Here is a 25,148-nt window from a genome sequence, read left to right as displayed (position 1 = left end):
GCTTGTGTGGGAGGCTAGATGGGGTGGGAGGATTTAGGGGGGGGTGTCGAGTGCGCGCTAGGGTGGGTATTTTGGGGGGGCGTGGGCTGGGATTTAGTGCTTGCCACCTCTTTGGGGGCTGTGGGGGCTTTAGCCTGCACTAGGTGGGCTAGGTGTTCGTGTTGCTCTTGTTGGTGGCGCGAGCTGGACTTGTCGTAAAACTCTAGCGCGCTATCCATGGGCAAAACCATCTCTCCCATGCGCAACATCGGCTTGCCCTTGTTAAACACCACGCTTTGCACCTCCCCCCTGCCTATGCGCGTGTGGAGGTATTTATTGCTACTGGGGTCTAGATTGTATTCGGCTGTGATCTCATAAGTGCCCGGGGGCACGCGCTTGCCCTCCTGATTCAAACCATCCCACTCAAATTCTATATAACCTTGTTGCCCATTTTTCCCGCTCAAGGGCAAAGTGCGCACCAGCTTTTTTTCTGCATCAAAGATTTGCACCCCCGGGTTGCCCTCTGAAGCTTCAATGGGTTGATCGAAGTAAAGCGCGAAACTCACCTTGCCTTTCCCCACATTGATCCCCTTGACATCGGTTTCGGCGATCTTGCCAATCATGCTCACGCTATTCAAACCCGAAGCTTGGGTCATCAACGCGTTGGACTTGAGGCTATTGTCCACGCCCTTATCTAGGTGATCTAGGGTTTCTTTGAGTTTGCCTTGAAAATCTCTAAGAGATTGGTTAGTGTCCTTGCTCGATTGCATCGCATCGGCCACTTCCTTCATGGTCTTCTTGTTTTCCTCTTGCATCTCCACTTGGGTGAGTTGCGCGGTCTGGGTGATGATCTTGTCGGTTTCCATAGGGGCGGTGGGGTCTTGGTTTTTAAGCTGTTCTAAAAACAACTTCATGAACGCGTCCTTGTCCAAGCCATTGGCGATCTTGGGCTCGTGTTTCTTTTTCTCCATGGCTGCTTTTGCCCCGGTTACTTCTGCTAAATCAATGGGCATGCCCTTCTCCCTTTGTGGTATAACCCCCCCATTATACCCTTAATCTGCTGATCTTAAGCGTAGAGTCCCCCACTCTTAGAGGGGGGGCATTCGTGTCTTTAGAGGGGCTTTGGGGGGTATGGGGGTTTTGGCTTTGGGGATTGTGGGGGTTTTGGCTGTGTTGCTGTTGGGGGTTGCTAGAACCATGCCCGGTGTTATTGTGCGCGATAAAACTCACATCTACATCACTAAAGCCCATTTGGGCTAAATTGTGGCGCAATTCGTTGTTGTAAGAGGATAATAAGGCGGCAACAGGCGCGCTCGAGCTCACACTCACTTGGATATTATTCCCCACCTGTTGGATCACCACCTCCACCTTGCCTAGTTTATCTGGGTGGAGCTCCATAGAAAGTTTTGTAATGGGGGGTTTGAAATCCACAAGAGCTTGTTTGAGTTCGGCACTAAAATTCTTAAGGGTTTCTTTAATCAAAGGAGCTTTGGGAAGTTCTTTATCTTGGGCATGTTGGATGGGCGCATGGGACACACTCTCTTTAATGGCTAGACTGGGTTTTTCCTCCTTTTGCTCTTCAGGGCTAATTTTAGTGCCAGCTGGACCTTGTAAGGGCGCGTGGGGGGCATAAATGGAGGGAGGGAATTGCACAAGGGCTTGTTTAAACGCCTGCTTGATTTCGCGATCGTTGGTTTCGTTATCTTTAGGGAGGGTGTGCCCATAGAGTTTCTGCGCATGGAGTTTAGCGCTCTCTTGTTTGTTTTGGGTGATGCCTTGGTGGGTTAAAAGCTGACTCAAGGGGGCTTTGGGCGGGGGGCTCGCAGTGGCTTTGCTCTCTTGCTTGGGGGTGTCCGTATTTTTGGGTTCAGGGGCTTTTTTTGTCCTTGAGAGAGGCTGTGGGTTTTTTTTGCATGTCTAATAGGTGCTGGGTGGAAAGGGGGGTTTTAGATTCAGGCTTTGTGGGGGGGCGCGCTTTTTTTCATGCTTGAGGGAACTCAAGCCCAATTTCTTAGCCCCTTCAAGCTTCTTGATGTCGGAGAGTTTAGCGTGTTTGGAGGCGTTTTTTATCCGCCAAGAGATCGGTTTTGGGGGTTTTGGATTTTTGGGGCGTGTGAGGGCTTTTGGAGGTTTTATCAGGCAATGGGGGCACTTTTGGCATCTTGCCTTCTAACAAGTGGGCTAGGGGGGTGGTGTGGTTGGGATCAGGATTCTTAGAAGTCTTTTTCTCTTGGGCTTTAGCTAGGGCAATGGGTAACGCGTCTTTTTTGTGCTTGTCGATCTTAGGATCGGCAAGTAGGGGGGTTTTGAGTTGCTTTTTTTGGTGGGCTAAAAGCTGTTTGAACGCGTCTTTATCCGCGGCTAAGGTCTTCTTGGACGCAGAAACAGGGGTCTTACCCTTGCTGGATGTTTTGGCGATCTCTAAGCTCGTAGGGTTAAGAGCCATAGATATCCTTTGCTTGTTTTAGCACTACAAGCAAGAATGATACCGCATAACACCCACGCGTTGGATAACACTAAGAGGGCGCGCGCGCCCCCACCATCCCCATCACCACCATCCCTACAAAAAAACTCCCTTCAATGAAAAAGGCAAAGGGATCAAAACCAATCCCCAAGAAAATGTAAAAACCTAGCAAAGCCAGCATGAAGAGGGCAAGTTGGGGCTGAGATGAGCGTCTCATCCAAAAGATACGCGCCACTACAGCCCAAAACGCCAAGAGCACCCCCAAGCCCACCAAGCCCTTATGCGCAAGCGTGTTGAAAATCTCATTGTCGTATTTGCCCTTACAATCGCTATGTTCCACACTATGGTGAGAATGCGCTAGCGCGATGATTGTGCCCATGTGCTTGCAACGCGCGCTCAAACTCATGCCAAATAATGGAGAGAGGCGCACAATGGCTAAGGCTTCCTTCCAGCGATCCAAACGCGCCCCGATGCTAGAATCCGCATTATTGTGGGCGTAGAGTTTGAGATCGTGGCTAAAACTCTCTTGGACTCCCCTTGGTGTTTGAATCAGGCGCGCCCTTCTAGTATCTGTTCTCCCACAAACAACCCCCCCAAGAGCGCGCCAAGCACCAACATATGGGGCAAAGCGCGCCAAGACTTTTGGGTGTATAAAATCAGGCTTGAAAGGATGATGAAAGTTAACCAAAAGGCGATCCACGCGCTACGCGTGCCACTCAAGATCACCACAACAAAGCCCACCACTAACGCCGCGCTAAAAAATAGCTTTTCAGCGCGCCTAGAGGTGTAGAGCGCATAGATATAGCACCCAAAGATCGCCATAGCACTCAGGGTTACAAAACCCACAATGGTGCTCCAAGCGCTCACGCGCCCTATTCCAAAACCTAGCCTCTCCACCAGCGCGATTCCCCCATTGCATAGACAGGTTAGTGCCATGCCATAAAAAATGGGGCGTTGGTGCAAGCTGAGGGGGGCATTGCCCAAACACACCAGAGCGATCGCCCCTAGCAGGTAGATCAAGGGCATGTTAAGCAGGCGCAGATTATACGAAAAGTGTTCTAAACTGCCGTCCATGAAGAGATTGGGTAACACACTTGCAAACATGAGCACCCACACCCACACCAACCACTTGTGGGCGCGGGGCAATTGCAAAGAGGGCTTGTATTTGAGATAATAGCCCAATGCGCCTAGGGCTAAGATAACAAGCAGAATCTGGGCTAAGGGTTTTTTACAGGAAGTTAAAAAGAACAGCGCAAAGACAAGAGAAAAGAAACTCGATGCGCCCAAAAATACCCTAGCGGTTTTTGATGCCTAGTGCTTGGATCACTTCCAAATAGCGCTCATGCTGGGTGCGTTTGAGGTATTTGAGTAGGTTGCGCCGATGCCCTACCAACTTCAACAGCCCTAAACGGCTGGAGTGATCCTTGGGATTGTGTTTCAAATGCGCGCTCAAGTCGCTAATGCGCTGGCTAAGAAGCGCGACCTGCACTTCACTAGACCCCGTATCGCTCGCTTGCCTGCCAAATTTGGCGATGATCTCTTGCTTTTTTTGCGCCCCTAAGGCCATGTAAACTCCTAATCTAAAATTTTAACAAGGCGCGATTATAGCCTAGAAAAGTGGAATTTTACATGAAAGAGTGTAAAATACCCCCATTCTACACAAAGGGCGTATAAGAGGCGTGGCGGGCAATAAATCTAAAAATGTTCTCAAAAAGGCTTTTCCATTCTTTAGGCATCTAAGCCAGTCTAAAGACTTAACGGTTGTCGCCTTTGTGATCGCCATTTTGGGCATCATCATTGTGCCTCTGCCCCCTTTCTTGCTGGATTTTTTGCTGACTATCTCCATTGCCCTTTCTGTGCTCATCATCCTAATCGGGCTTTACATCACCAAGCCCACAGACTTTAGCGCTTTCCCAACTCTGCTCTTGATTGTGACGCTTTATCGCCTCGCGCTCAATGTCGCCACGACCCGTATGATTTTAACACAGGGCTACAAAGGTCCTAGCGCGGTGAGTGATATTATTAGTGCCTTTGGGGAATTTACGGTGAGCGGCAATTATGTCATTGGGACAATCATTTTTAGTATCTTGGTGCTGGTTAATCTCTTAGTGGTTACCAATGGCTCCACCCGTGTAACTGAGGTGCGCGCGCGCTTTGCTTTGGATGCGATGCCCGGTAAACAAATGGCCATCGATGCGGATCTAAACTCCGGGCTTATTGATAGCGATGAAGCCAAGAGGCGGCGTGGCGCTTTGAGTCAAGAGGCAGATTTTTATGGTGCGATGGACGGGGCAAGCAAGTTTGTCAAAGGCGATGCGATCGCCTCGATCATCATCACCTTGATCAACATCATCGGGGGCTTTTTAGTGGGCGTGTTCCAAAGGGACATGAGTATCAACGCCAGCGCATCCACTTTTACGATTCTCACTATTGGAGATGGTTTAGTGGGGCAAATCCCTGCGCTCATCATCGCCACGGCTACGGGCATTGTCGCCACGCGCACCACCCAGCATGAAGAAGAAAACTTTGCTAGCAAGCTCATCACCCAACTGACTGACAAGAGTAAAACCTTAGTCATCGTGGGCTGTATTCTTTTGCTTTTTGCTAGCGTGCCCGGGCTGCCCACCTTTTCGCTCGCCTTTGTGGGCAGTTTGTTTTTATTCATCGCATGGCTCATTTCTAGGGAAGGCAAGGACAATTTATTTGCCAAGTTTGAGAGTTGGCTGAGTAAAAAAACCGGGGTTGATCTCTCTGCTAGAGTCGCCACACAAACAGAACCAACTCCCATCACCCGCCCCCAAAAGAGCGCGGAGGAGATCAAAAAAGAAGAAGAGCAGGCTATTAATGAGGTGCTTAAAATTGAATTTTTAGAGCTCGCTTTAGGCTACCAGCTCATCTCCCTAGCCGATGTCAAGCAGGGGGGGGATTTATTAGAGCGCATTAGGGGCATTAGAAAAAAGATCGCTAGCGACTATGGCTTTTTGATGCCCCAAATTCGCATCCGCGATAATCTCCAACTCCCCCCAACCCATTATGAGATTAAGTTGAAGGGGGTGAGTATTGGCGATGGGAGCGTGATGCCCGATCGCTTTTTGGCGATGAACACCGGCTTTGCGGGCAAAGAGATCGAGGGCATCCCCACTAAAGAGCCCGCCTTTGGCATGGACGCTTTGTGGATCGAGCCTAAAGACAAAGAGGAGGCAATCATCCAAGGTTATACCATCATTGACCCCTCCACGGTGATCGCCACGCATACGAGCGAATTAGTCAAAAACTACGCCGAAGAGTTTATCACTAAAGACGAGGTCAAATCCCTTTTAGAGCGTTTGGCTAATGACTACCCGGCCATCGTAGAAGAGGCGAAGAAAATCCCCACAGGTGTGATTCGCTCCGTCTTGCAAGAACTCCTGCATGAAAAAATCCCCATTAAAGACATGCTCACCATCTTAGAAACCATCACCGACATTGCCCCCAGTGTGCAAAACGACATCACCATTCTTACCGAGCAGGTGCGTGCCCGCCTCTCAAGGGTCATCACCAATATTTTTAAATCCGAAGATGGGACGCTTAAATTACTCACTCTAGGCACCGCCACCGAGCAATTTTTATTAAACAAGCTCAAAGACCAGGCTTCGGGTAAATTCTTGCTTTTAAACGCCACCGAGATGCAACAACTTATTGAAAACATCTCTGCCGAATCGATGAAGATTTTACAGCGTGGGATCGCCCCGGTGATCCTCATTGTCGATCCAGAGCTACGCCGTCCGCTTTCTACCAAAATGGAGCAATTTAAGATCGACATTGTGGTGCTAAGCCATGCCGAGCTAGACACCAACGCCAAATACGAGGTGTTAGGCACCATCAACATTAACTTTTAAGGACTAAGACATGCAAGTTTTTCATTTATCCCACATTGATTTGGACGGCTATGGTTGCCAATTTGTCAGCCGCCATTTTTTTGAACAAATCACCTATTACAATGCCAATTATGGTAAAGAGGTCTCCGCAAGGCTCAAAGAGATCATCAACGCGCTCAACAAACAGAACCCCCAAAAGGCGTTGATCTTAGTTACAGATTTGAACTTGACTTTGGGCGAGGCGGAGTTTTTGCAAAAAGAAAGCGAAGCGTTGCGCTTGCAGGGCAAGGAGGTAGAAATTTTGCTTTTAGATCACCACATCACAGGGCAAGATGCCGCACAAGCCTATTCTTGGTATCATTTAGATGTGGATCGCAGTGCTTCTAAGATCACTTACGAAACGCTCAAAGAGCGTTACAACCCTCTCCAAGAGGCGCGTTGGAGAAACTTGCCCCGATGGTGGAGATGATTAATTCTGTGGATATTTGGCAAGAAGAGGGTTTTGGCTTTGAGCTGGGCAAGGTGTGCATGCGCATGATCGCCACCACCCATGAGCTTAACCGATTCATGTTTGATATGGAGCACCGGGATTATAAGTTTGCACTCCTAGAACAGGTCCCCCTCTACATCCACCAAGAAAATGGAGCGGTGCGCTTTGATAATGATCTTTTTAGGCTTAAAAAGATCGCTCTAGGGGGGGATCCGGATGCTGAGATAATGGATAATATCGCTTCAAACGCCCAAGTGGCGTTGCTTTCGCAAAAAAAAGAGGCGTGCAGTGTGGCATGTGAGGATAAAAGGGGGTTTTTAAGTTACAGCATGGGGGGGATTAGCGTGCTGGCAAATCTCTTTTTGCGCGAAAACCCTGAATTTGACTTTTACATTGATGTGGGTTTTAGGGGCAATGTGAGTTTGCGCTCCAATGGAAAATGCGATGTGAGTAGCATAAGTAAACAGTATTTTAACGGAGGGGGGCATAAAAACGCCAGTGGGGGCAAAATTGAGGGTTTTAAAGAAAGTTTTGGCTATTATGACATCAAAGAACAATTAGAAAGGGTCTTCGCACAAGAGACTACGGAGGGGTCTGATGGTTTTTTTGCCAACCGATTTGGATTTTGAACTTATCAAAATAATAAAGGGTTTTCATGAGGTCATTAGTTGTCGCTTCTTGTCTGTCTGTCGCTTTCATCACGGGGTGCGCAAAGCTTAGCGTCAAGCCTGAACAGGTGTCTAGGTATAATAATGGGGTGCAGGTGCTGACATCTAGCCAGCCCCACTCCAAGGTGCAAGTGGAGGTCGCCCAAAAGCAACTCAAGGGCTTGGACGATCCTCCCTTAGTGCTGTATGTAGGCGCGCAACTCACGGGAGGAAATCCCCTAGACTTTGATAGTAGTCATATTAGCGTGCAGGAGGGGCAAGAGAATTTGCCCGTGTTAAGCTTTAAGCAAATGCTTAAATCCAGTTACGATTTTGACCCCGTGTTACAAAAGTTCAACATCGCCGTGCCTTCTACGCCTATTACAGGGGATAATATCCCCTCACCCATGTTCTACTATGGGCAGGGGGCTTTCCTAGCCTATGATATGATGATGGGCGTGCCCTTTATGATGATGGATGACGCACAGACTGCAGCGATCATGCAAGATGAACGCCAAGCCTTTAAAATCATGGCGATCAACTATTTGAGGCGTTCCACTCTCAAGCCCGGAGGCAAGGCTAAGGGGGGATTTGTGGTGGTAAACCCTAAGCATATCACTGCGGGCACTTTAGTGGTTAGGGTGGCTCTCAACGATGAGGTGCATACCTTCAAAATTGACATTAGGTAGACTCTCTTGCAGGTTTTAGACGATCTCTTGGCGCGTGTTGCCCATGTGCGCGATCTCAAAGAGTTAGAGGATCTACGCCTGCAGGTCTTGGGCAAAAAGGGGATACTCACCCAAGAATTTACCCAACTTAAAAACTTAAGTGGGCAAGAAAAAGCCCATAAAGCCCAAAAACTCAACCAATTTAAGGAGGCTTTCACCCAAGCCCATGCCCAGCGCAAACAGGCTTTACAAAATTTAGAGCTAAAGGCGCGCTTGCAAGCTGAAAAACTCGATCCTAGTTTAGCCAACACCCATATTAGTGCTAGTCTAGGGCATCCACTCAGCTACACTAAAGATCGCATCATTGAATATTTCACCCAGCTAGGTTTTAAATTGCACTTGGGAGAGTTAGTGCAAGAGGAATTTTACAATTTTGATGCGCTCAACATACCCGCCTACCACCCCGCGCGCGCCATGCAAGATACTTTTTATTTCAAGGATCATAAGCTTTTGCGCACCCACACCTCCCCTACCCAAATCCATGCCATGCAAACCCAAGAGCCCCCCATTAAAATGATCGGGGTAGGTCCTACCTTTAGGCGCGATTATGACACCACGCACACCCCCATGTTCTCTCAAGTAGAGGGTTTAGTAGTAGATAGCGCGCACAAGGTGCATTTTGGGCATCTCAAACAGGTTTTAGAGGACTTTTTGCATTATTTCTTTGGGGATATCCGCGTGCGCTGGCGATCTAGCTTTTTCCCTTTCACCGAGCCTAGCGCAGAGGTGGATATTAGCTGTGTGTTTTGCGCTCAAGGGGGGTGCAAGGTGTGTAAGCACACCGGTTGGCTAGAGGTGTTGGGGGCAGGGTGCGTGCATCCGGGGGTGTTTAAACATGCGGGGCTAAACAATGTGAGTGGATACGCCTTTGGGATGGGGATTGAACGCCTAACCATGCTCAGTTGTGCGATCAATGATCTTAGAAGTCTTTTTGAAACCGATTTGAGATTACTAGAGGCGTTTTGATGTTACTCAATACCCACACTTTGGAGGATTTTTTAGAGGGTAGTTTGCCCGATGTGCCCACTTTATGTGCGGATTTAAGCCGTGTAGGCTTGGAGGTGGAGGGAGCTAGCCCCTTTGAGTTGCCCCAAGAGGTCGTGCTCGCACAAGTCCTAACTAAGGACAAACACCCCAACGCAGAAAAACTTAGCATTTGCCAAGTGGATAGCGGTAGCAAGGTGTTACAAATTGTCTGCGGGGCGAAAAATGTGCAGGCGGGGCAGTTTGTGGCGTTGGCTTTGCAAGGGGCGTATTTACCTGCCTGCAAGCTCAACATACAGGCGAGCACACTCAGGGGTGTAGAGAGTTTTGGCATGCTCTGCTCAAGCGTGGAGCTGGGTCTGCCTAAACTCTATGAGGGGATTTTGATCCTAGATAGTAGCCTTAATAGAGATCAGCCCTTAAAGCTAGGCACACCTCTAAGAGATTTACCCTTTTTTAAAGGCACACTTTTAGACATCGCCCTAACCCCCAATCGGGGGGATTGCTTGAGTGTGCTAGGCGTTGCGCGCGAAATCAGTGCGCTTTATAAACTGCGCTTAAAATCCCCTCCCAAACTCTCTTTTAGCGCGCTAACAACCCCCCCAAGTCTGCCTCAAACTCTGCCCCCCTGCGCGCTCTGTTATGGCACACTGGAATTAGACACGCCCTTTTTGCCCCTAGAGATCGCCCTCACTCTAGCCTTGCAACACAATTTACAAGAGAGTTTGGTCTCTAATCTCTTAGAATACAGCACCTATTTAAGCGGGGTGATCTTGCAGGCTTACCCGAATGTGCCCTTAGAAGTGTTGTCCTCAGAGGGCTTTTTATACGCCCAGCACGCTAACAAAACCCTAGCCACGATCGGGGTGCGCGCCCCCACTCCCCCCCAAACCTCCCCCTATTTGCTAGAGGCTAGCTTTATAGAGCCTAGTCATTTATGCCAATGCCTACACTCTCACCCTCAAGAGAGCACCCCCACGCTCACCCACCACTCCCAGCGCGGGAGCAACCCACAGGTGCAAGAGGGCTTAGAGTGGCTAGCCTTGTTACTCACTCGTTTTTACCCTGAGGCACGCTTGCAAGTGGGCACGCCTCTAAGCACCTTTAGCCCTCCAAGTCTTAAGCTCACTCTTACAGAAATCGCCAGTATCTTAGGCATGCCAATTAGTTACCAACAAGTCCATGCAATCTTAGAGAGTTTGGGATTTGGCTTGCACGCCCAAGAGGACACACTCACTATCCAAGTGCCCCCCCATCGCCATGATATTGAGGGCGTGCATGATATTGCCGAAGAGGTGTTGCGCTTTGTGGGCATTGAGAACATTCCCCCTGCTTTATTGCACACCAGCGAAACCACCAGCGCCAACCCCCACTACACCCGCTATTGCTTTGAGCGCACCCTAGCCACCAAAGCCCTTGCCTTGCAATTTAAGGAGGTGGTGCATTATGTCTTTGCCAAGAGGGAACGCTTAATAGAACTAGGTTACCCCGTATTGCCCCAAGAACTTGATCTTCTCAACCCCATTAGTGCCGATCTCAACACCCTACGCACCTCTTTAATCCCCGGACTCTTAGAGGCAAGCGCCCACAATAAAAGCCTAGGCTTTAAGAGTGTTGCCCTTTTTGAGTTAGGAAGCATTTACAACGCCAAGCGTGAGGAGGCACAAAGTCTAGCCTTTCTAGCCAGCGGGTTTAAAACCCCCCCCCACTACCCCCACCCCAAAGGACAAACTTGGGATTTTTATGCCTTCGCGCGCGCGATCTCTAGTGTGATCGGGGCTTTTGATTTAGAACCCATCGCCCAAGAGCAAGAAAACCCCTATTTAAACGCCACCTACCACCCCTACCAAAGCGCGTGGATCATCCAAGAGGGGCAAAAAATTGGCGTGCTGGGGGCGATCAATCCTATCTTAGTCCAACAAGAAGATTTATTAGAAGGCTTTGTCGCTGAAGTGAATCGCGCATTGCTCAACCAAAAGCCCTACAAGGCTCAAGAGTTTTCAAAGCTGCCCACCAGCTTTAGGGATTTGACTCTACTTATAGATAAAAATTGTCCTTTTGTGGCTCTCAAGCAACGCCTTTTAGAAGCACGCATCCCCCATTTAAAAGAAGTCTTCCCCCTAGACATCTATACAGAAAATTCTGAGCAAATCGCCCTAAGTGTGCGCCTTAAAATCCAATCCCAAGAATCCTTGATGGAGTCGCAATTACAGGCGATCACCCAGCAAGCTTTAGGCGTGCTAGAGCAACATTTTAACGCCAAGCTCAAATCTTAATGCTACACATCGCCCCCGCGCCAAAATTTGATCTCAGCTTAGATCACCTGCCCTCAGATAAATCTTTAAGTCATCGCGCGCTCATTTTTGCGCTCTTGTGCCAAAAACCTTGTTTTGTGCAAAATTTGCTCACAGGTCAAGATTGCCTAAGCACACTCAACATCGCTAAAGCACTAGGCTTAAGAGTGCAAAAGCACGCCCTAAACACCCTCAAGCTCACCCCCCCTAAACAATTTTTACACTTCAATGAGCCCACAAAGCCTTTAAATTGCCGCAATTCGGGCACAACCATGCGCCTTTTTAGCGGGCTGCTTGCTAGTAGCCAGAGTCAAAAAAACCACTATATTTTAGTGGGCGATGCCTCTTTGAGCAAACGCCCGATGGGGCGAGTCATCACGCCCTTAGTCCAAATGGGCGCACACATCCGGGCGCGCGCACAAAACACCCTAGCCCCTTTAAGCATTCTAAGCGCGCCCCTGCAAGGCTTGCACTACACTAGCCCCATATCCTCTGCACAACTCAAAAGCGCATTGCTTTTAGCCACCCTGCAAGCCAAAGACCCCCTTATCTTTAGTGAGCCCTCTTTAAGTCGCGATCATAGCGAGCGCATGCTAAAAGCCCTAGGCGCAAAGATTGACATTACCCCCACAGCCATCAGCCTAGAGCCCTTAAGCCAGCCTTTAGAGAGCTTTGAGTGGTGTATCCCCGCTGACCCCTCTAGCGCGTTTTACTTTGCCTTAGCTGTGGTGCTTGTGCCCCAAAGCGCGGTGTTGCTCAAAAATGTTTTACTCAACCCCACGCGCATAGAAGCCTTCAAAGTATTAAAGAAAATGGGCGCGCATGTGGAGTTTCACCCGCACACTACACAAATCGAGCCTGTGGGGGATATTTATGTGCAACACCGCCCCCTTAAAGCGGTTGAGATTAAAGAGAATATCCCCTTTTTGATTGATGAATTGCCCGCTTTGGGCGTGGCGATGAGTGTCGCACAAGGGGTGAGCGTGGTAAAAAATGCCAAAGAATTGCGCGTCAAAGAGAGCGATCGCATCGCCACCACTCTAGCCAATCTAGCCAAAATGGGGATTGAATGCGTGGGCTTTGAAGATGGCTTTCAAATTAAGGGCGGGACTCTTAAACGCCCCAAAGAGCCCTTAGAGAGTTTTAACGATCATCGTATCGCCTTAAGCTTTGCGATCGCTTTGCTAGCCTGCGGGGGGAGCTTGAAAAATAGCGCGTGCATGGCGATCTCTTTCCCCACATTTAAAGAAATTTTGGGGCGTATCACCCCCATAAAGGACACCCATGCAAGTGAAAATGGCTAAGAATTATGGCTTTTGCTTTGGCGTGAAACGCGCCATTGAGATCGCCCAAAAGAATAAAAATAGCCTCACACTAGGCTCGCTCATCCACAACCCCAAAGAGATCAAACGCCTAGAGCAAGATTACAATGTGCGCGTGCAAGAGGATGTCAATGCCATTGAGCCCCATAAAAGCGTGATTATCCGCACGCATGGCATCCCCAAAAACGATCTAGCTAAACTCAAGGACAAAAAGGCGCATATCATTGATGCGACCTGTCCCTATGTGATCAAACCCCAACAGATTGTAGAAAAAATGAGCGCAAAGGGGTATCAAATTGTCATCTTTGGGGATGCCAACCACCCTGAAGTAAAGGGGGTGATTAGCTACTCTAGCACGCCTCCCTTAGTGGTGGGCTCTTTGGAAGAATTACAGAGCCAAAATTTAGCCAAAAGAATCGCCCTAGTCTCCCAAACCACCAAACAAACCCCCAAGCTTTTAGAGATCGCTAGCTTTCTCATCGCGCGCTGTGCGGAGGTGCGTATTTTTAACACCATCTGTAACGCCACCTTTGACAATCAAGAAGCGGTGAGGGAACTTAGCCAAGAGGTGGATATTATGGTGATTGTGGGGGGCAAGACCTCTTCAAACACCAAGCAACTCTTCCACATCGCCAAAGAGTTTTGCCCAAATAGCTACTTGGTGGAGGATTTTAACGATCTCAATCCGGAATGGTTTAGCGGTAAAAAACTCTGTGGCATTAGCGCGGGGGCATCTACTCCTGATTGGATCATTGAGAGTGTGCGCCAAAGCATTATGGGGTTTTGAGCGCAATGAACCCCTATAGCACCCAGTGCATTGATCAAAGCGATATACAAGCCGTAGTGCAAGCCCTACAAGGCGCGCATCTAGCACAGGGACCCCTGGTGGAAGACTTTGAAAAAGCCATGGCGAGCTATTTAGGCGTTGCGCATGTGCTTGCATGCAATAGTGCTACCTCTGCCTTACTGATGACCTACCAAGCCCTAGAGTTAGCAAAGCATTTTGCAATCACCACTCCTCTTAGCTTTGTAGCCACAGCTAACATGCTCTTGGCATGCCAAGCCACACCACTATTTTGCGATATTGGCGTAGATGGCAATTTAAACCCCGCACTCCTAGAGGAAACCTACCACACGCACGCCCAAAGAGAGCGTATTAAAGCGGTGGTGAGCGTGGATTATGGGGGGCGGAGCGTGGAAGTGCAAGCTATCAAGGAGTTTTGCGCACGCTATGGATTGTATTTTATCTCTGATAGCTCGCACGCGCTAGGGGGAAGTTATCGGGGGCAAAAGATCGGGAGTTTAGCCGATGCCACAATCTTTAGTCTGCACGCGATCAAACCCATCACCACCGCTGAGGGGGGGCTCATTACCACGCATGACAGCGCGCTTTATCATAAACTCAGGCTATTGCGCGCGCATGGGGTGGAGAATCGGGGTTTTGATGTGGAAGTGCGGCATTATGGCTATAATTTTAGAATGAACGAATTGCAGGGGGCATTGGGTCTAAGCCAGCTTCCTAAACTCGATGCTTTTATTGCCGTGCGCGAAGAGATCGCGCGCTTTTACGATCGCACCTTTGCCAATAACCCCTATTTTACCCCTCTGCATACGAGCTTACCCCCCCATATCACTAGCTCCAACCATCTCTATCCCCTACTCTTACACCCTAGCTTATGGGAGAAAAAACACGCATTGTTGCAAGCTCTCCTAGAGGCGCAAATAGGCGTGCAAGTGCACTACAAACCCATCCATACCTTTAAGCTCTATCAAGAACGCCTAGGACTCTTGGACTTCCCCAAAGCCAAAGACTTTTATCAAGCCACACTTTCATTGCCCTGCCACCAAAAGATGACTCTAGCCCTAGCCCAATACAGCGCAGACACGCTTTTAGAATTGTGCGCGCGTCTTTCTAGCTAATCTATTTGATAAGTTTAGAGATAGCCCTAAAGCTAGGGTGGGTGTAGGTTTGTAAGCACTCAAAAGCGACTATCTCGCTACTCAAAATGCGCGCCCCGCAACTTTGCAAATCGGCTAGAGCTAGGGCTTTGTTATTCATATCCCTAGAGCTGGTGCAATCTTGCAAAACCACCACCTCAAAGCCCGCACGCAAGAGATCTTTCACACTTTGGTAAACGCAGACATGCGCTTCGATACCTAGCACCACCAAGCGCGCCTTAGGTGGCAAAAGGGGAGCTAGTATAGGCGCAGCACTGAAATGTTCTTTGGTGTGGGGTGTGCCTAAAAAGGCTTGTAAGGGCGCGACACTGGGACCTAGCTTACTAGGATTTTGTTCGCTAGCCAAAATCTTAAGCTCCAACTCTTGGGCGATCTGCAAGAATTTCACGCAATTAGCCAAGAGAGTTTCTGCTTGCGCCATAACAGGAAGCAATTTTTCTTGGATATCTATAACAAGTACATGGAACATCAAACCCCTTTAGATGGAATATTCACCAACGATAACCCAAAGACGCTGAAAAAATGCGTAATTGACCAATATCTTTGGATTGGTAGTAGCTATCGCGGTTGCTCTTGAAAGTGAAAGTGCCTCCCCAACCGATGTCAAAACCCCTAAAATTGTATTTAGCCCCAAAGGCGATGGAATAGCCATTGGAATCTGGAATCCCAATAGCGTCTTGGGGGCTGGGGGCTTGGTCGTAACTGAGCGCGCCCATTAAGCGCAAACTCCTGCCCATGTAGGTCGTGCCGATTCTAAAAGTGTTGGTGTCGCGCCACCCATTCCCCATATTCATTACCCCGCTAAAATCCGCCAAACCTACCATTTTTTTAAGGGTAGCGGAATTGAGATTTTGCACCGTGCCCCCAATCCCTTGGTAGGACGCGTTGGCAAAATCTGGGGTTACCAAAAACTTATTGCCCTGACTCCAAAAAGTGCGTTCATACACCCCCTCTACGCGCAAGCGGTGTTTGAAAAACTCGTGTGCGTAGGCAATATTGATCACTTGGGGCAAGGAGACATTGATATTTAGATGCCCTCTTGTAAGCACATTGCCTAAGCTAGGACCTAATTTGGTGAGCGCGGTCAATCCCCCACGCATATTAAAGGTAACGCTACTATTGTAGACTACAGAGAACATGCCATTTTCAAAAACGCGCATGCTCGCCCCGATCTTATAGCCCCCCCCCCAAGAGCTCCCATTACTCTGTTGGACAACCTGAGAAGTGCCATAGAGATCAGAGATGGCTTCTTGCAAGCCACTATAGCGCATGATTTGCTTGAGTCCATTGTAATAGGTCTCACACACAGGACTATTTTGATTCATTTGGGCGGTGCACTGCATAGCTGGACGGTAGCCAATGCTGGCAAGTTGGTCGCGCATAGAGCTTGGTACCTGCTGGCTAAAGACATTATTGGGTAAACCTATAATCTGACTCCCAGTGAGCACAGAAGCGCCATGCAAGGGCACATAAACGGTGTTGTCAAACTTGCCCGTAGCGTAGAGTCCGCGCGCGCTCACGCCTACAGAAAAGCGATCGCCAATGGTGTAACTCACGCTGGGAGCTAGCTCCAACATCATAATAAAGACATTTTGCAAAAACTCCCCACCCTGACCATTCCACTTCATACCCAGCCCCGAGGGGGCGGTAAAACTTCCCCCAAAGGTGAAACCATTGTGGTTACGGGTTTTATAAAAGAATTTGGGGAGGACAAAATTAGTCGTGCCCGTCCACCCGCTCACCACCTGCGCGCTGGGCATAGAAGCCACGGTGGTAACCTTTTGGTTAGTGAGTCCTTGTAAATTATTGATGAGTTGTTTGAGCGCAGGAATACCCCCATCTATGAGCTTTTGGGCTGCAGAGGTAGCCACCCCCCCCAAACCCAAAATATTGATAATGGCTGCGTTATTGGCTTTGCTAGGATTCATCACTAGGCTAGTTTCTGAGTAAAGTCCTTGGTTGGTGCCAGGCACCATGAATTTAAAGGCAGGGATATTAATGACCGTGCTAGTGATCTCAAATTCGCTTTCATTTTCTCCCCAGTCATTATCAAAGCCCATATTAGCTGGGTTGTAATAACTCGCGTCTGCGCCCCGTGCCCCAGCGATGTAGGCGGAGTTAAGCGCGGTGCCATTTAAGCTTTGCTCGGAAATCTTAAAGCCATTGGCTTGCCCCAATACCGGCACCAGCACCACCCACGATCGCCACCACCAACGCACACGAACCTCACTTAGGGGGGTGGTATTGCTGGATCACGATGGCCGTGCCCGTGCTCATGTTTTGGAATAAGATTTTATCGGGTTTGCGTTCGTAGTAAATCACCTCTGCGTTTTGCACAAAGCGTTGGATCACCACTCCATTGGGTTCTATGCGCTTACCCATCCCATTGAAAATATCGCGCCCTAGCACGATGTCATCGAAGAGATCCCCATAACTCACCTTGCCAAAGAGGTCCCTAGCCGCGCTCCACTTAGCCGAACAAATGCCTGAAAAACATAGGTAGTTTTTCTTGATCACAATTTCTCCGGCTTTCTTGCTGAGTTGGTAGAGCTCGATTTGCAGATCACCTTCTTTATTGCGTTCGATCGTGCCATAGTCATAAAAACGCAACACGGGCGTGTAAATGTAAATGAGCTTGAAGCGTTCTAGGGCTTTTTGGCGCGCGAGCTCTGCCTCTTGCTTGCGTTGGGCAGCACTTTTTTTAATGAAGAGCTTTTTATGCGCCTTGTGTGTTTTGTGGGGCTTGGGTTTGGGGGGCTTTTTGTGCGCGCAAGAAACCAACAACACCCCACAAAACGCCACACCCAAACACGCCGACCACCTAGCTAACAAAGAAGCAACCACGCAATGAGATCAGCCTCTTGCCTGGTTGAAGACATTATACCAAATGCGTCCGTCTAGTTTGAGCTCCATACTCACCTGGCACAAGCCGTCTTTGTAGATCGTTTCTGTGATCTCAGCGTTGCGGATCAAGGCGTTCACCTTCGTTTTAATCACAGAGTTTTGCAAGATCATGTCTTTGACTGTGTCGGTGGCGTTCACCCTAATCCCATACATTTTCTCGCCCAACTGACGGTAACCATCTACAATAGCCGCGCGTTTAGCCAAAGCCAAAGCTTGGGAGGGAGAAATGGTGGATTCGGGCGCAACCCCCATGCCCACCGCACTAAGTTCGATCACATTGGTGGGGGTGAGAATAGGTGTGTTAGGCACCATCGCAGGCGCACCCCCCCCACTAGAGAGATTGCCCTGTGAAGAATTGTCAAAACGGGTTTCAATTTGGGGCTGGGGTTTGGGAAAATTTGGCATCGGTGGCTTGCTAGTGCTATTAAAAGTGGTGGGGGGATAAATGGGGGCTTGCAAACCCGTAGCTGAGGGGGGAATGAGTTGCGTGGCTCCCGCGCGCTTAAACATGCCACAACCTCCCACAACTAAAGCCAAGCCCACACAAGCGCACAAAGGGACAAAACTCCATGTTCTAGTGCTACCACCCACGCATGCCTTTTGCTCCATCTTACTACCTTTGAGTCATTTAGCCCGCCATTATAGCACAAAAAACCCTAAAACTATGCCTGAGCGCTGGTGGTTTTGGGCGTTAAACTCTTCAACACCAGCGCGCTGTAAGCACCCCAGAAAATATAAAGCAAGGTGAAGACTCCTAAGAGTCCCTGATACCATAACAAGGGTAACACCGATAGAAAATCCACCCCTCCCTTGGCAAACCCCAGTAAAATGAGCATCTGCGCGCCATAGGGGATAAGTCCTTGAAAAATGCAAGAAAAGATGTCCAAGATCACCGCGCTTTCACGCCGATCCACACCAAATTTCATGCTAATTTTCTTGCTGATCTCCCCCACGATCACAATCGCCACGGTGTTATTGGCTACAGCCAAATCCACCGCGCTCACCAAAGTGGCGATCCCCACTTTCGCGCTTTTAGGACCAATAATGCACTTTTCAATCTTGCTAATCACCCATGCCACCCCCCCCTCACGCGTTACCATAAAGGCGATCCCCCCGGTTAACAAGGAGAGCAGGAAAATCTCTTGCATATTGCTAAAGCCATTGTAAATCTCCTTGCCAAAACCTAGCAGTGTGAAGTTGCCATAATACAACCCAATCCCTCCAGAGAGCACCACCCCCACGAACAACACTAAGAAGACATTGAGTCCCAAAAGCGCTAAGATCAACACCAAAATATAGGGGAGAGTCTTGACAAATTGGAAATCATGCACACTCAAGGGCACCACACTCTCAGGTCGTCCAAAGATCAAAAGCAAGATCACGGTGAGCAAACTTGCGGGCAGAGCGATGTAGAGATTGATCTTAAATTTGTCGCTCATCGCCACATCTTGGGTGCGCGTGCTTGCGATGGTAGTGTCTGAGATGATGGAGAGATTATCTCCAAACATTGCCCCCCCTAATAAGGCTGCTAAGATCAAGGGCATGGATAGCCCGCTTTGTGTGGCTAAACCCACCGCAATAGGACCTAATGCCACAATCGCGCCCACACTCGTGCCAATGGCTGTGGAGATGAAAGCGGCGATCACAAACACGCCTGCAGCCAGATATTCTACAGGGATGTAAGTTAACCCTAAATTGACCGTGGAATCCACCCCGCCCATCGCTTTACTCACCACCGCAAAAGCGCCAGCCAGCAGATAAATCACGCACATGGTCATGATATTTCTATCCCCACATCCGGCTAAAAAGTCGTCAAATTTTTGGTTTAAATCGCTCTTGAAAAGCAAAAACGCGCTAGCGACCCCCAAACTAGCGGCTACAGGTCCGGGCAGTTGGTAAAAGCCCATTTTTACCCCGATTAATTCTAAATAAATCCCTGTGCCTAAGTAAGTAATGATGAAAACAAAAAAGGGAACTAGCCCTAGCGCGCTAGGCTGGGCGTGGTAAGTGTCTTGTTTAAACTCCTGCATGCGTGTCCTTTGTGCGTGAAATGGGTGTGTAATAAAAGACCACCCATGCACATCAGATCGCTAAGGTGTAAGGAAAAACGCCTAGCTCTCTGCCTCACGACAAAAGACGACATAAAAACCCTTTACTACAAAACTGAGCGACTAGCCTAACACAAAGAAACTTTAAATAAGCTTGGTAGATAGAGCACCCCCCGCCTTAAGGGGGGCGACAACCCTTAGTCTTGGTTGTTGCTGTTTTGGCTATTGTTGTTGTTGCTACTATTGTTAGTGCTACCACAACCACAGCTATTGCTATTGTTGCTATTGTTGCTATTGCAACTGTTATTAGCGTTGTTACTCATAGCGTTCTCCTTATCGTATTTGGAAGCCTCAAACTCCCATGCGCGCATTGTAGCCCATTTTCTTTAACACTTTCCAAACGCCTCCATCCACGCTTCCAAGCGGGCTTTAGCCCGATCGTGGTTGTCTAAAAACTCTTGGTGGGCGTGGGGACTTATATAGTTAGTAACACAGAACACACCCACGCTAGGAATCTTAAAACTCTGTGCTACTCTTAAAAGAGTGAAAAACTCCATGTTCTCTAAAGCGATGCCAGCGCCTTGCATTTGGCGCGCAAAATCGGGACTTGTGTGGATGTAGTTGCTGGAATTGACTTTCACAGCGGGCAAGCAGATTTGATCCAAGAGCGCGCTGTGGGCTTCTAGATAATTTTCTAGGGGGGTGTAGCTTTGATCGCACACAAAACTCTGTTCGATCTGGTAACCCTGCGCGCTTTTGAACAAGGACAACATGGGCAAGTTAGGATCATAACTTCCTGCGCTCCCCACAAAGATCAATTCTGTAGGGCGTTCTAACAAACACAGGCGTGTGAGAGTGATCGCGCTCTCTATAAGTCCCACTCCCACCCCCCTAGCCATGCCAATTCTCTCTAGGGATCCCGCGCATACAAACATACCGACACCTCCTATCCCACTCTAAAGCATTTCTCTTTAAGCAGTTCTTAGAGTATTTTATACTAAAGTGCGCGCACAATGAAAGCTAAAGACGCTTCCCCTTTTAAACAAGCCTTTAAAGAACTCCAAAGAGATAATGTCAAGATCACCCTTGCTATCGTGTTTGTGGTCTGTATTGCTGGCATGGCTCTAGTCTTAGGGCATGTCCCCATCCATTTTCCCCTACTTGCCTTAGCCACGGTGGTGGGGGGCTACATGGCGATGAACATCGGGGCTAATGATGTGGCTAATAATGTGGGACCCTTGGTGGGCTCTCAGGCGATCACCTTGGCGATGGCGATTTTATTAGCCGCGCTTTGCGAAGTGTTGGGCGCGGTCTTAGCCGGATCCGATGTGGTGCAAAGCATCAAGGGCAAGATCATCAACCCCGCCCATATAGAGAACACGGCGGTGTTTGTGGGCATGATGTTGTCAGCCCTGCTCTCTGGGGCGCTGTGGTTGCACCTGGCTACAGCCATTGGCGCGCCCGTTTCTACCACGCACTCCATTGTGGGGGGGGTGTTGGGGGCGGGCTTGATGGCCGGGGGAGTGGGGGCTGTGGAGTGGCATTTTTTAGGGGGTATCGTGGCTAGTTGGGTGATCTCGCCGATGATGGGGGGGGGGATTGCGATGGGCTTATTGGCGACTCTTAAAAATGTCTTAAGCGACAAGGAGAACAAAAAACAAGCCGCTTTGAGAGTGATGCCCATTTTGGTGGGGATCATGGGAGCGGCGTTCACTTGGTATATGATCGCCAAAGTGCTGGGGAAGAAAATCCCCTTAGAGTGGTGGCAGGAGGTTCTCTTGAGTATCGCGGTGGGTTTGGGAGTCTATGGGCTGTTTAAATCCTATGTGCTAAGGAGACTCCCGCTACTAGAAAACACAAAAGAGAGCGTGCATACCCTCTTTACCTACCCGCTCATCTTTGGAGCAGCCCTTTTGAGTTTTGCGCACGGGGCTAATGATGTGGCTAATGCCGTGGGTCCCTTGGCGGCTATCGTGCAGAGTTTACAAGAGTGGGGTAACCACGCGATCCCCACTAAGGCTTACGCGCCCTTGTGGATCATGTTGATTGGGGGGCTGGGGATTGCCTTGGGTTTGAGTTTGTATGGACCCAAACTCATTAAAACCGTGGGGAGCGAGATCACGGAATTAGACAAAATGCAAGCCTTTTGCATCGCAATGGCGACCGTGATCACCGTCTTGTTTGCCTCTAAGCTAGGTTTGCCTGTGAGCTCAACCCATATCACCATCGGGGCGGTCTTTGGGGTGGGCTTTTTGCGTGAGATCTTGCAAAGGCGCACTTTAGCCATCAAGCAGATGATTTTAGACGCGCACGCAGGCGAGGACGCTAGCGTGATTAAAAATTTCTTAGAACGCTTTGAAAAAGCCAACCCCAAACAAAAAAAAAGAAATGCTAGCCTATCTCAAAGCCTTGAAAAAAAATAACAACACCTTGGAATACTCCATTGGGTTGAGCAAAAAAGAACGCAAGACGCTTAAAAAAGCCTATAAAAGTGAATTGGTGCAACGATCGGTGATCAAGAAGATCATTACCGCTTGGGTGGTAACCGTGCCTATTTCCGCCTTGTTGGGCGCGCTAGGTTATTATTTGGTTGCCGTGTTTGACATCGTGGAACGGTTGTAGGTGGGCGTGTGTCCGCTATAGCCTTCCTCATTTAAGGAGAGCCCTTGGGGCTTTACGAGCCGATTTTGATGTTTGGATTAGCCTTGTTGTTGGTCTTACTCAACGCGTTTTTTGTGCTGTCCGAATTTGCCATTGTCAAGGTGCGCCGATCTAAGCTAGAGGAGCTGAGTTTACACAATAACCAAAACGCCACCCTAGCCCTTAAAATCAACGCGTCCATTAACACCTATTTGAGTGCGACCCAGTTGGGGGTAACCTTGTCTTCTTTGGGTTTGGGTTGGTTAGGAGAACCCGCTATCGCGCACTTTATCACTCTGTTGTTGAAAAAGTGGTTGCATTTTGAGAGCCTATACATTTTTGCGCATAGTTTGAGTGTGGCGATTTCCTTTAGTTTCATCACACTCTTGCATGTGATTTTAGGAGAGATTGTGCCTAAATCTATTGCCATCGTGCGCTCAGAGAGTGTGGTGCTTTGGATCGCGCGCCCCTTGCATGCCTTTTGGTTGATCTCCTACCCTGTGGTGAATCTCTTTGACTTTTTGGCTAAGATTGTGCTTAAAATCTTTGGGATCGAGCCCCAGCATGATAGCACCCACTCCGAAGAAGAGTTAAAGATCATCGTGGGCGAGAGTCTAAAGGGAGGGGTGATCGATTTTGTAGAAGAAGAAATTATCAAAAATGCGGTGGATTTTTCGGACACGAGCGCGCGCGAGGTGATGACTCCTAGAAAGGACATGGTGTGTTTGGATTTGCAACGCCCCTACAAAGAAAATATCCAAACCATGTTGAAAAACCCTTTCACGCGCTACCCATGCTGTGATGGCAATAAGGACAATATCTTAGGCTTGATCCACATCAAGGATGTGCTGTCGGCCTCTTTGTTGGACGCTAAAGAAGTGCAGAACTTCAAACACCTGCTAAAAGACATGCTCATTGTGCCTGAAAGCGCGTCTATTTCGCAAATTTTGCTCAAAATGAATAACAAACGGGTTTACAGCGCGCTGGTGGTGGACGAATATGGGGGTACTTCTGGCTTATTGACAATGGACGACATCATTAAGGAGATCATGGGTAATATTTCAGACGCGCATGATTTGAGCAAGGAAGGTATCAAACGCCTAGATGAAAACACCTTTGAGTGTGATGGCATGGTGGATTTAGAGAACATGGCCGAATTGCTCAAGATCAAATTTGATCCAGATTACGAACAGGTAACTTTGGGGGGGTATGTCTTTAGTTTGTTGGAACGCCTGCCAGAAGTGGGCGATGTGGTGGGGGATGCGCATTGTATCTTTGAGGTGTTGGATATGGACAAAGCCCGGATCAAAAAGCTCAAGCTCATGAAAAAGAATCTCTAAAGGGGTGTTTATGAAAACTAGGCTGGCTAGGTATTTGAGTGTGTGTTGTGTCGTGGGAGGCTTGCAAGCCCAAAGCGCGTTTTTACAAGCCCCGCCCCAAAGCGTTGACTCCCCCATGCTCTCTCTCAAACAGGCATGGAATATAGTGCTGGCTAATTATGATGGGATCAAAGCCCAAGATTACGCGCAACAAAAGGCTAAAAAACTCAGCACAGCGGCTAAACTCTCTTTTTTGCCCCAAATCGATTTGAGCGCTTTTTATGTGCACTTGGCTAAACCCATCACTGTTTCCCCCTTCAAGGGCAACCAAGTCAAGATTCAAGAATTCGCTGGGGGTATGGAACGCTTTTTGGGTCAACCAGCCTTGGCGCATTTGGGTGGTGCGGCACTAGCCCAAGGCATTGGCGGGATGATGGGCATGTTAAGCCAGCCCTTCTTATTTTCTAAAGAAAATGTGGTATTGGGAGCGTTGAGTATCATTTACCCCTTGTATATGGGTGGAGCGCGTTTTTACATGAGTAAGCTTGCCTCTTTGGCGCATAAGGAGTCTATGGAAGTTTCGCGCCTAAAACGCCTCTCCACTTTCCAAGAATTGGTCAAGATTTACTACGGCTTGGTGTTAGATAGGGAGGTGTTAGGCGTGTTGCAAGATGTGGAAAAGGGGCATTTAAAACATTACCAAAACGCCCTAAAACGCCAAAAGGCAGGGCAAATCGCACGGGTGGAAACACTCAGCGCGTCCGTGGCTTATGAAAAGAGTAAGATCAAAACCATGCAGGCTAAAGATGCCCTAGAAGTCGCCACTTTGGCTTTTAACACGATTCTTTCTAAAGAGAGTGTAGCAAACACCCACTTTGCTCCCAGCGCGAATCTGGACATCCACCCCAAACACCTGCCCAATCTCAACTTCTTTGTGCAAGAAACCTTGAGTTCTTACCCGGTGTTAAGGAGTTTGGCGATCAAGCAAAAGAGCGCAAAGGAGATGGTGAAATTGGAGATTTCCAAATTTCTGCCCCATTTTAATTTCTTTGGAGCCTACATTATGAAAGAGAATAATTCTACCTTCATGGACATGGTGCCCCAGTGGTTTGTGGGTGTGGGGGCGCGCCTGCCCATTTTAACCCCCACAGGCAGAATCATGCACTACCAAGCAGCAAGGATCGATGAGTTGCAAACCAGCGCGTTGCAAAGCCAAGCCAAAAAGGACATGGAACTCTTGGTGCACAAGACTTATTTACAATGCCAATCCTATCTCAAAGAATACCAGAGTTTAAACACCAGCATTGAATTAGCCAAAGAGAATTTGAAATTGCAAGAAGAGGCGTTCAATCAGGGCATGGGCACAAATTCTTTAGTCGTGGATGCGCGCAACTCTCTTTCGGGCATTTTAGTGGAACAAAAAACCAGCGCGTTTAAATACATCAGCGCGTTGGTGGATTTGATGGCTCTTGGGGATCACATCGATCTCTTTTACGATTACGCGCATTAGGAC

Annotated in this window: 21 protein-coding genes and 2 pseudogenes; 11 read left to right on the top strand and 12 right to left on the bottom strand. The window is 48.7% G+C overall.

Annotated features, from left to right (window positions below):
* Positions 1-14: 14 nt before the first annotated feature.
* The 6 genes from flgD to rpsO form a co-directional block, all read right to left on the bottom strand.
* A complete protein-coding gene (gene flgD, locus EAO33_RS01325) occupies positions 15-992 on the bottom strand; it encodes a flagellar hook assembly protein FlgD (RefSeq protein ID WP_120944251.1) in 978 nt (325 codons plus the stop codon).
* 31 nt (positions 993-1,023) lie between these two features.
* Positions 1,024-1,779, bottom strand: a complete 756-nt coding sequence (locus EAO33_RS01320) for a flagellar hook-length control protein FliK (RefSeq protein WP_120944249.1) — start codon at positions 1,777-1,779, stop codon at positions 1,024-1,026.
* Positions 1,780-2,023: 244 nt separating this feature from the next.
* A complete protein-coding gene (locus EAO33_RS01315; protein ID WP_120944247.1) occupies positions 2,024-2,425 on the bottom strand; it encodes a hypothetical protein in 402 nt (133 codons plus the stop codon).
* Between the two features lie 70 nt (positions 2,426-2,495).
* The gene (locus EAO33_RS09315; protein WP_235852975.1) at positions 2,496-2,903 is read right to left on the bottom strand and encodes a hypothetical protein; all 408 of its coding nucleotides are present in this window, start codon (positions 2,901-2,903) and stop codon (positions 2,496-2,498) included.
* Positions 2,904-2,992: 89 nt separating this feature from the next.
* The gene (locus EAO33_RS09310; protein ID WP_235852974.1) at positions 2,993-3,730 is read right to left on the bottom strand and encodes a hypothetical protein; all 738 of its coding nucleotides are present in this window, start codon (positions 3,728-3,730) and stop codon (positions 2,993-2,995) included.
* A gap of 7 nt (positions 3,731-3,737) precedes the next feature.
* On the bottom strand, positions 3,738-4,010 hold the full coding sequence (gene rpsO / locus EAO33_RS01305; protein WP_120944245.1) for a 30S ribosomal protein S15: 273 nt from the start codon (positions 4,008-4,010) through the stop codon (positions 3,738-3,740).
* A 112-nt stretch (positions 4,011-4,122) separates the two neighbouring features.
* Here rpsO and flhA point away from each other — a divergent pair, with 112 nt between their 5' ends.
* From flhA to pseC, 8 genes and pseudogenes are all read left to right on the top strand, one after another.
* On the top strand, positions 4,123-6,321 hold the full coding sequence (gene flhA / locus EAO33_RS01300) for a flagellar biosynthesis protein FlhA (protein ID WP_120944243.1): 2,199 nt from the start codon (positions 4,123-4,125) through the stop codon (positions 6,319-6,321).
* Between the two features lie 10 nt (positions 6,322-6,331).
* A pseudogene (locus tag EAO33_RS01295) lies at positions 6,332-7,419 on the top strand (DHH family phosphoesterase).
* 26 nt (positions 7,420-7,445) lie between these two features.
* On the top strand, positions 7,446-8,126 hold the full coding sequence (locus EAO33_RS01290; RefSeq protein ID WP_120944241.1) for a hypothetical protein: 681 nt from the start codon (positions 7,446-7,448) through the stop codon (positions 8,124-8,126).
* 6 nt (positions 8,127-8,132) lie between these two features.
* A complete protein-coding gene (gene pheS / locus EAO33_RS01285) occupies positions 8,133-9,131 on the top strand; it encodes a phenylalanine--tRNA ligase subunit alpha (RefSeq protein WP_120944239.1) in 999 nt (332 codons plus the stop codon).
* The gene (gene ytpR, locus EAO33_RS01280; RefSeq protein WP_120944237.1) at positions 9,131-11,425 is read left to right on the top strand and encodes a YtpR family tRNA-binding protein; all 2,295 of its coding nucleotides are present in this window, start codon (positions 9,131-9,133) and stop codon (positions 11,423-11,425) included. Before pheS ends, ytpR begins: the two co-directional genes overlap by 1 nt.
* Positions 11,425-12,747, top strand: a complete 1,323-nt coding sequence (aroA, locus tag EAO33_RS01275) for a 3-phosphoshikimate 1-carboxyvinyltransferase (RefSeq protein WP_120944235.1) — start codon at positions 11,425-11,427, stop codon at positions 12,745-12,747. The genes ytpR and aroA overlap by 1 nt, the downstream gene beginning before the upstream one ends.
* Positions 12,728-13,552: a 4-hydroxy-3-methylbut-2-enyl diphosphate reductase gene (locus EAO33_RS01270; protein ID WP_120944233.1), complete on the top strand. Its 825-nt coding sequence runs from the start codon at positions 12,728-12,730 to the stop codon at positions 13,550-13,552. Before aroA ends, EAO33_RS01270 begins: the two co-directional genes overlap by 20 nt.
* 5 nt (positions 13,553-13,557) lie before the next feature.
* A complete protein-coding gene (pseC, locus tag EAO33_RS01265; RefSeq protein WP_120944231.1) occupies positions 13,558-14,685 on the top strand; it encodes a UDP-4-amino-4,6-dideoxy-N-acetyl-beta-L-altrosamine transaminase in 1,128 nt (375 codons plus the stop codon).
* A 1-nt stretch (position 14,686) separates the two neighbouring features.
* On the opposite strand, the gene EAO33_RS01260 is transcribed toward pseC, so the two are convergent.
* The 6 genes from EAO33_RS01260 to EAO33_RS01230 all read right to left on the bottom strand — a co-directional run bounded on the left by EAO33_RS01260 (position 14,687) and on the right by EAO33_RS01230 (position 20,611).
* Entirely contained in the window at positions 14,687-15,193 is a 507-nt protein-coding gene (locus EAO33_RS01260) for an isochorismatase family protein (RefSeq protein WP_120944229.1), read from the bottom strand.
* Positions 15,194-15,215: 22 nt separating this feature from the next.
* Positions 15,216-16,943, bottom strand: coding sequence for an OmpP1/FadL family transporter (locus EAO33_RS01255; protein WP_120944227.1), 1,728 nt, complete (start codon positions 16,941-16,943; stop codon positions 15,216-15,218).
* A gap of 7 nt (positions 16,944-16,950) precedes the next feature.
* Positions 16,951-17,568 (bottom strand): HP0838 family lipoprotein, encoded by a 618-nt coding sequence (locus tag EAO33_RS01250; protein ID WP_235852973.1) that lies wholly within the window; start codon positions 17,566-17,568, stop codon positions 16,951-16,953.
* A 9-nt stretch (positions 17,569-17,577) separates the two neighbouring features.
* On the bottom strand, positions 17,578-18,138 hold the full coding sequence (locus tag EAO33_RS01245) for an LPP20 family lipoprotein (protein ID WP_235852980.1): 561 nt from the start codon (positions 18,136-18,138) through the stop codon (positions 17,578-17,580).
* A 152-nt stretch (positions 18,139-18,290) separates the two neighbouring features.
* The gene (locus EAO33_RS01240; RefSeq protein WP_120944221.1) at positions 18,291-19,658 is read right to left on the bottom strand and encodes a Na+/H+ antiporter NhaC family protein; all 1,368 of its coding nucleotides are present in this window, start codon (positions 19,656-19,658) and stop codon (positions 18,291-18,293) included.
* A gap of 404 nt (positions 19,659-20,062) precedes the next feature.
* On the bottom strand, positions 20,063-20,611 hold the full coding sequence (locus EAO33_RS01230; RefSeq protein WP_120944219.1) for a phosphorylase family protein: 549 nt from the start codon (positions 20,609-20,611) through the stop codon (positions 20,063-20,065).
* Between the two features lie 78 nt (positions 20,612-20,689).
* Here EAO33_RS01230 and EAO33_RS01225 point away from each other — a divergent pair.
* The 3 genes and pseudogenes from EAO33_RS01225 to EAO33_RS01215 all read left to right on the top strand — a co-directional run bounded on the left by EAO33_RS01225 (position 20,690) and on the right by EAO33_RS01215 (position 25,145).
* Positions 20,690-22,298 (top strand): annotated as a pseudogene (locus tag EAO33_RS01225) (inorganic phosphate transporter).
* Between the two features lie 68 nt (positions 22,299-22,366).
* Positions 22,367-23,656, top strand: a complete 1,290-nt coding sequence (locus tag EAO33_RS01220; RefSeq protein ID WP_120944337.1) for a hemolysin family protein — start codon at positions 22,367-22,369, stop codon at positions 23,654-23,656.
* 10 nt (positions 23,657-23,666) lie between these two features.
* On the top strand, positions 23,667-25,145 hold the full coding sequence (locus EAO33_RS01215; protein WP_235852972.1) for a TolC family protein: 1,479 nt from the start codon (positions 23,667-23,669) through the stop codon (positions 25,143-25,145).
* The last annotated feature ends 3 nt before the right edge of the window (positions 25,146-25,148 follow it).

Source organism: Helicobacter labacensis, assembly GCF_003660285.1.
GTDB lineage: Bacteria > Campylobacterota > Campylobacteria > Campylobacterales > Helicobacteraceae > Helicobacter > Helicobacter labacensis.
This window is presented reverse-complemented; position numbering and strand designations above follow the sequence as displayed.

Bases quoted from the DNA above. Each gene is read 5' to 3' on its own strand.
- flgD (WP_120944251.1), bottom strand. From the start codon at position 992: ATGCCCATTGATTTAGCAGAAGTAACCGGGGCAAAAGCAGCCATGGAG.
- EAO33_RS01315 (WP_120944247.1), bottom strand. From the start codon at position 2,425: ATGGCTCTTAACCCTACGAGCTTAGAGATCGCCAAAACATCCAGCAAG.
- rpsO (WP_120944245.1), bottom strand. From the start codon at position 4,010: ATGGCCTTAGGGGCGCAAAAAAAGCAAGAGATCATCGCCAAATTTGGC.
- EAO33_RS01290 (WP_120944241.1), top strand. From the start codon at position 7,446: ATGAGGTCATTAGTTGTCGCTTCTTGTCTGTCTGTCGCTTTCATCACG.
- ytpR (WP_120944237.1), top strand. From the start codon at position 9,131: ATGTTACTCAATACCCACACTTTGGAGGATTTTTTAGAGGGTAGTTTG.
- aroA (WP_120944235.1), top strand. From the start codon at position 11,425: ATGCTACACATCGCCCCCGCGCCAAAATTTGATCTCAGCTTAGATCAC.
- EAO33_RS01270 (WP_120944233.1), top strand. From the start codon at position 12,728: ATGCAAGTGAAAATGGCTAAGAATTATGGCTTTTGCTTTGGCGTGAAA.
- pseC (WP_120944231.1), top strand. From the start codon at position 13,558: ATGAACCCCTATAGCACCCAGTGCATTGATCAAAGCGATATACAAGCC.
- EAO33_RS01260 (WP_120944229.1), bottom strand. From the start codon at position 15,193: ATGTTCCATGTACTTGTTATAGATATCCAAGAAAAATTGCTTCCTGTT.
- EAO33_RS01245 (WP_235852980.1), bottom strand. From the start codon at position 18,138: ATGTTTAAGCGCGCGGGAGCCACGCAACTCATTCCCCCCTCAGCTACG.
- EAO33_RS01240 (WP_120944221.1), bottom strand. From the start codon at position 19,658: ATGCAGGAGTTTAAACAAGACACTTACCACGCCCAGCCTAGCGCGCTA.
- EAO33_RS01230 (WP_120944219.1), bottom strand. From the start codon at position 20,611: ATGTTTGTATGCGCGGGATCCCTAGAGAGAATTGGCATGGCTAGGGGG.
- EAO33_RS01220 (WP_120944337.1), top strand. From the start codon at position 22,367: ATGTTTGGATTAGCCTTGTTGTTGGTCTTACTCAACGCGTTTTTTGTG.
- EAO33_RS01215 (WP_235852972.1), top strand. From the start codon at position 23,667: ATGAAAACTAGGCTGGCTAGGTATTTGAGTGTGTGTTGTGTCGTGGGA.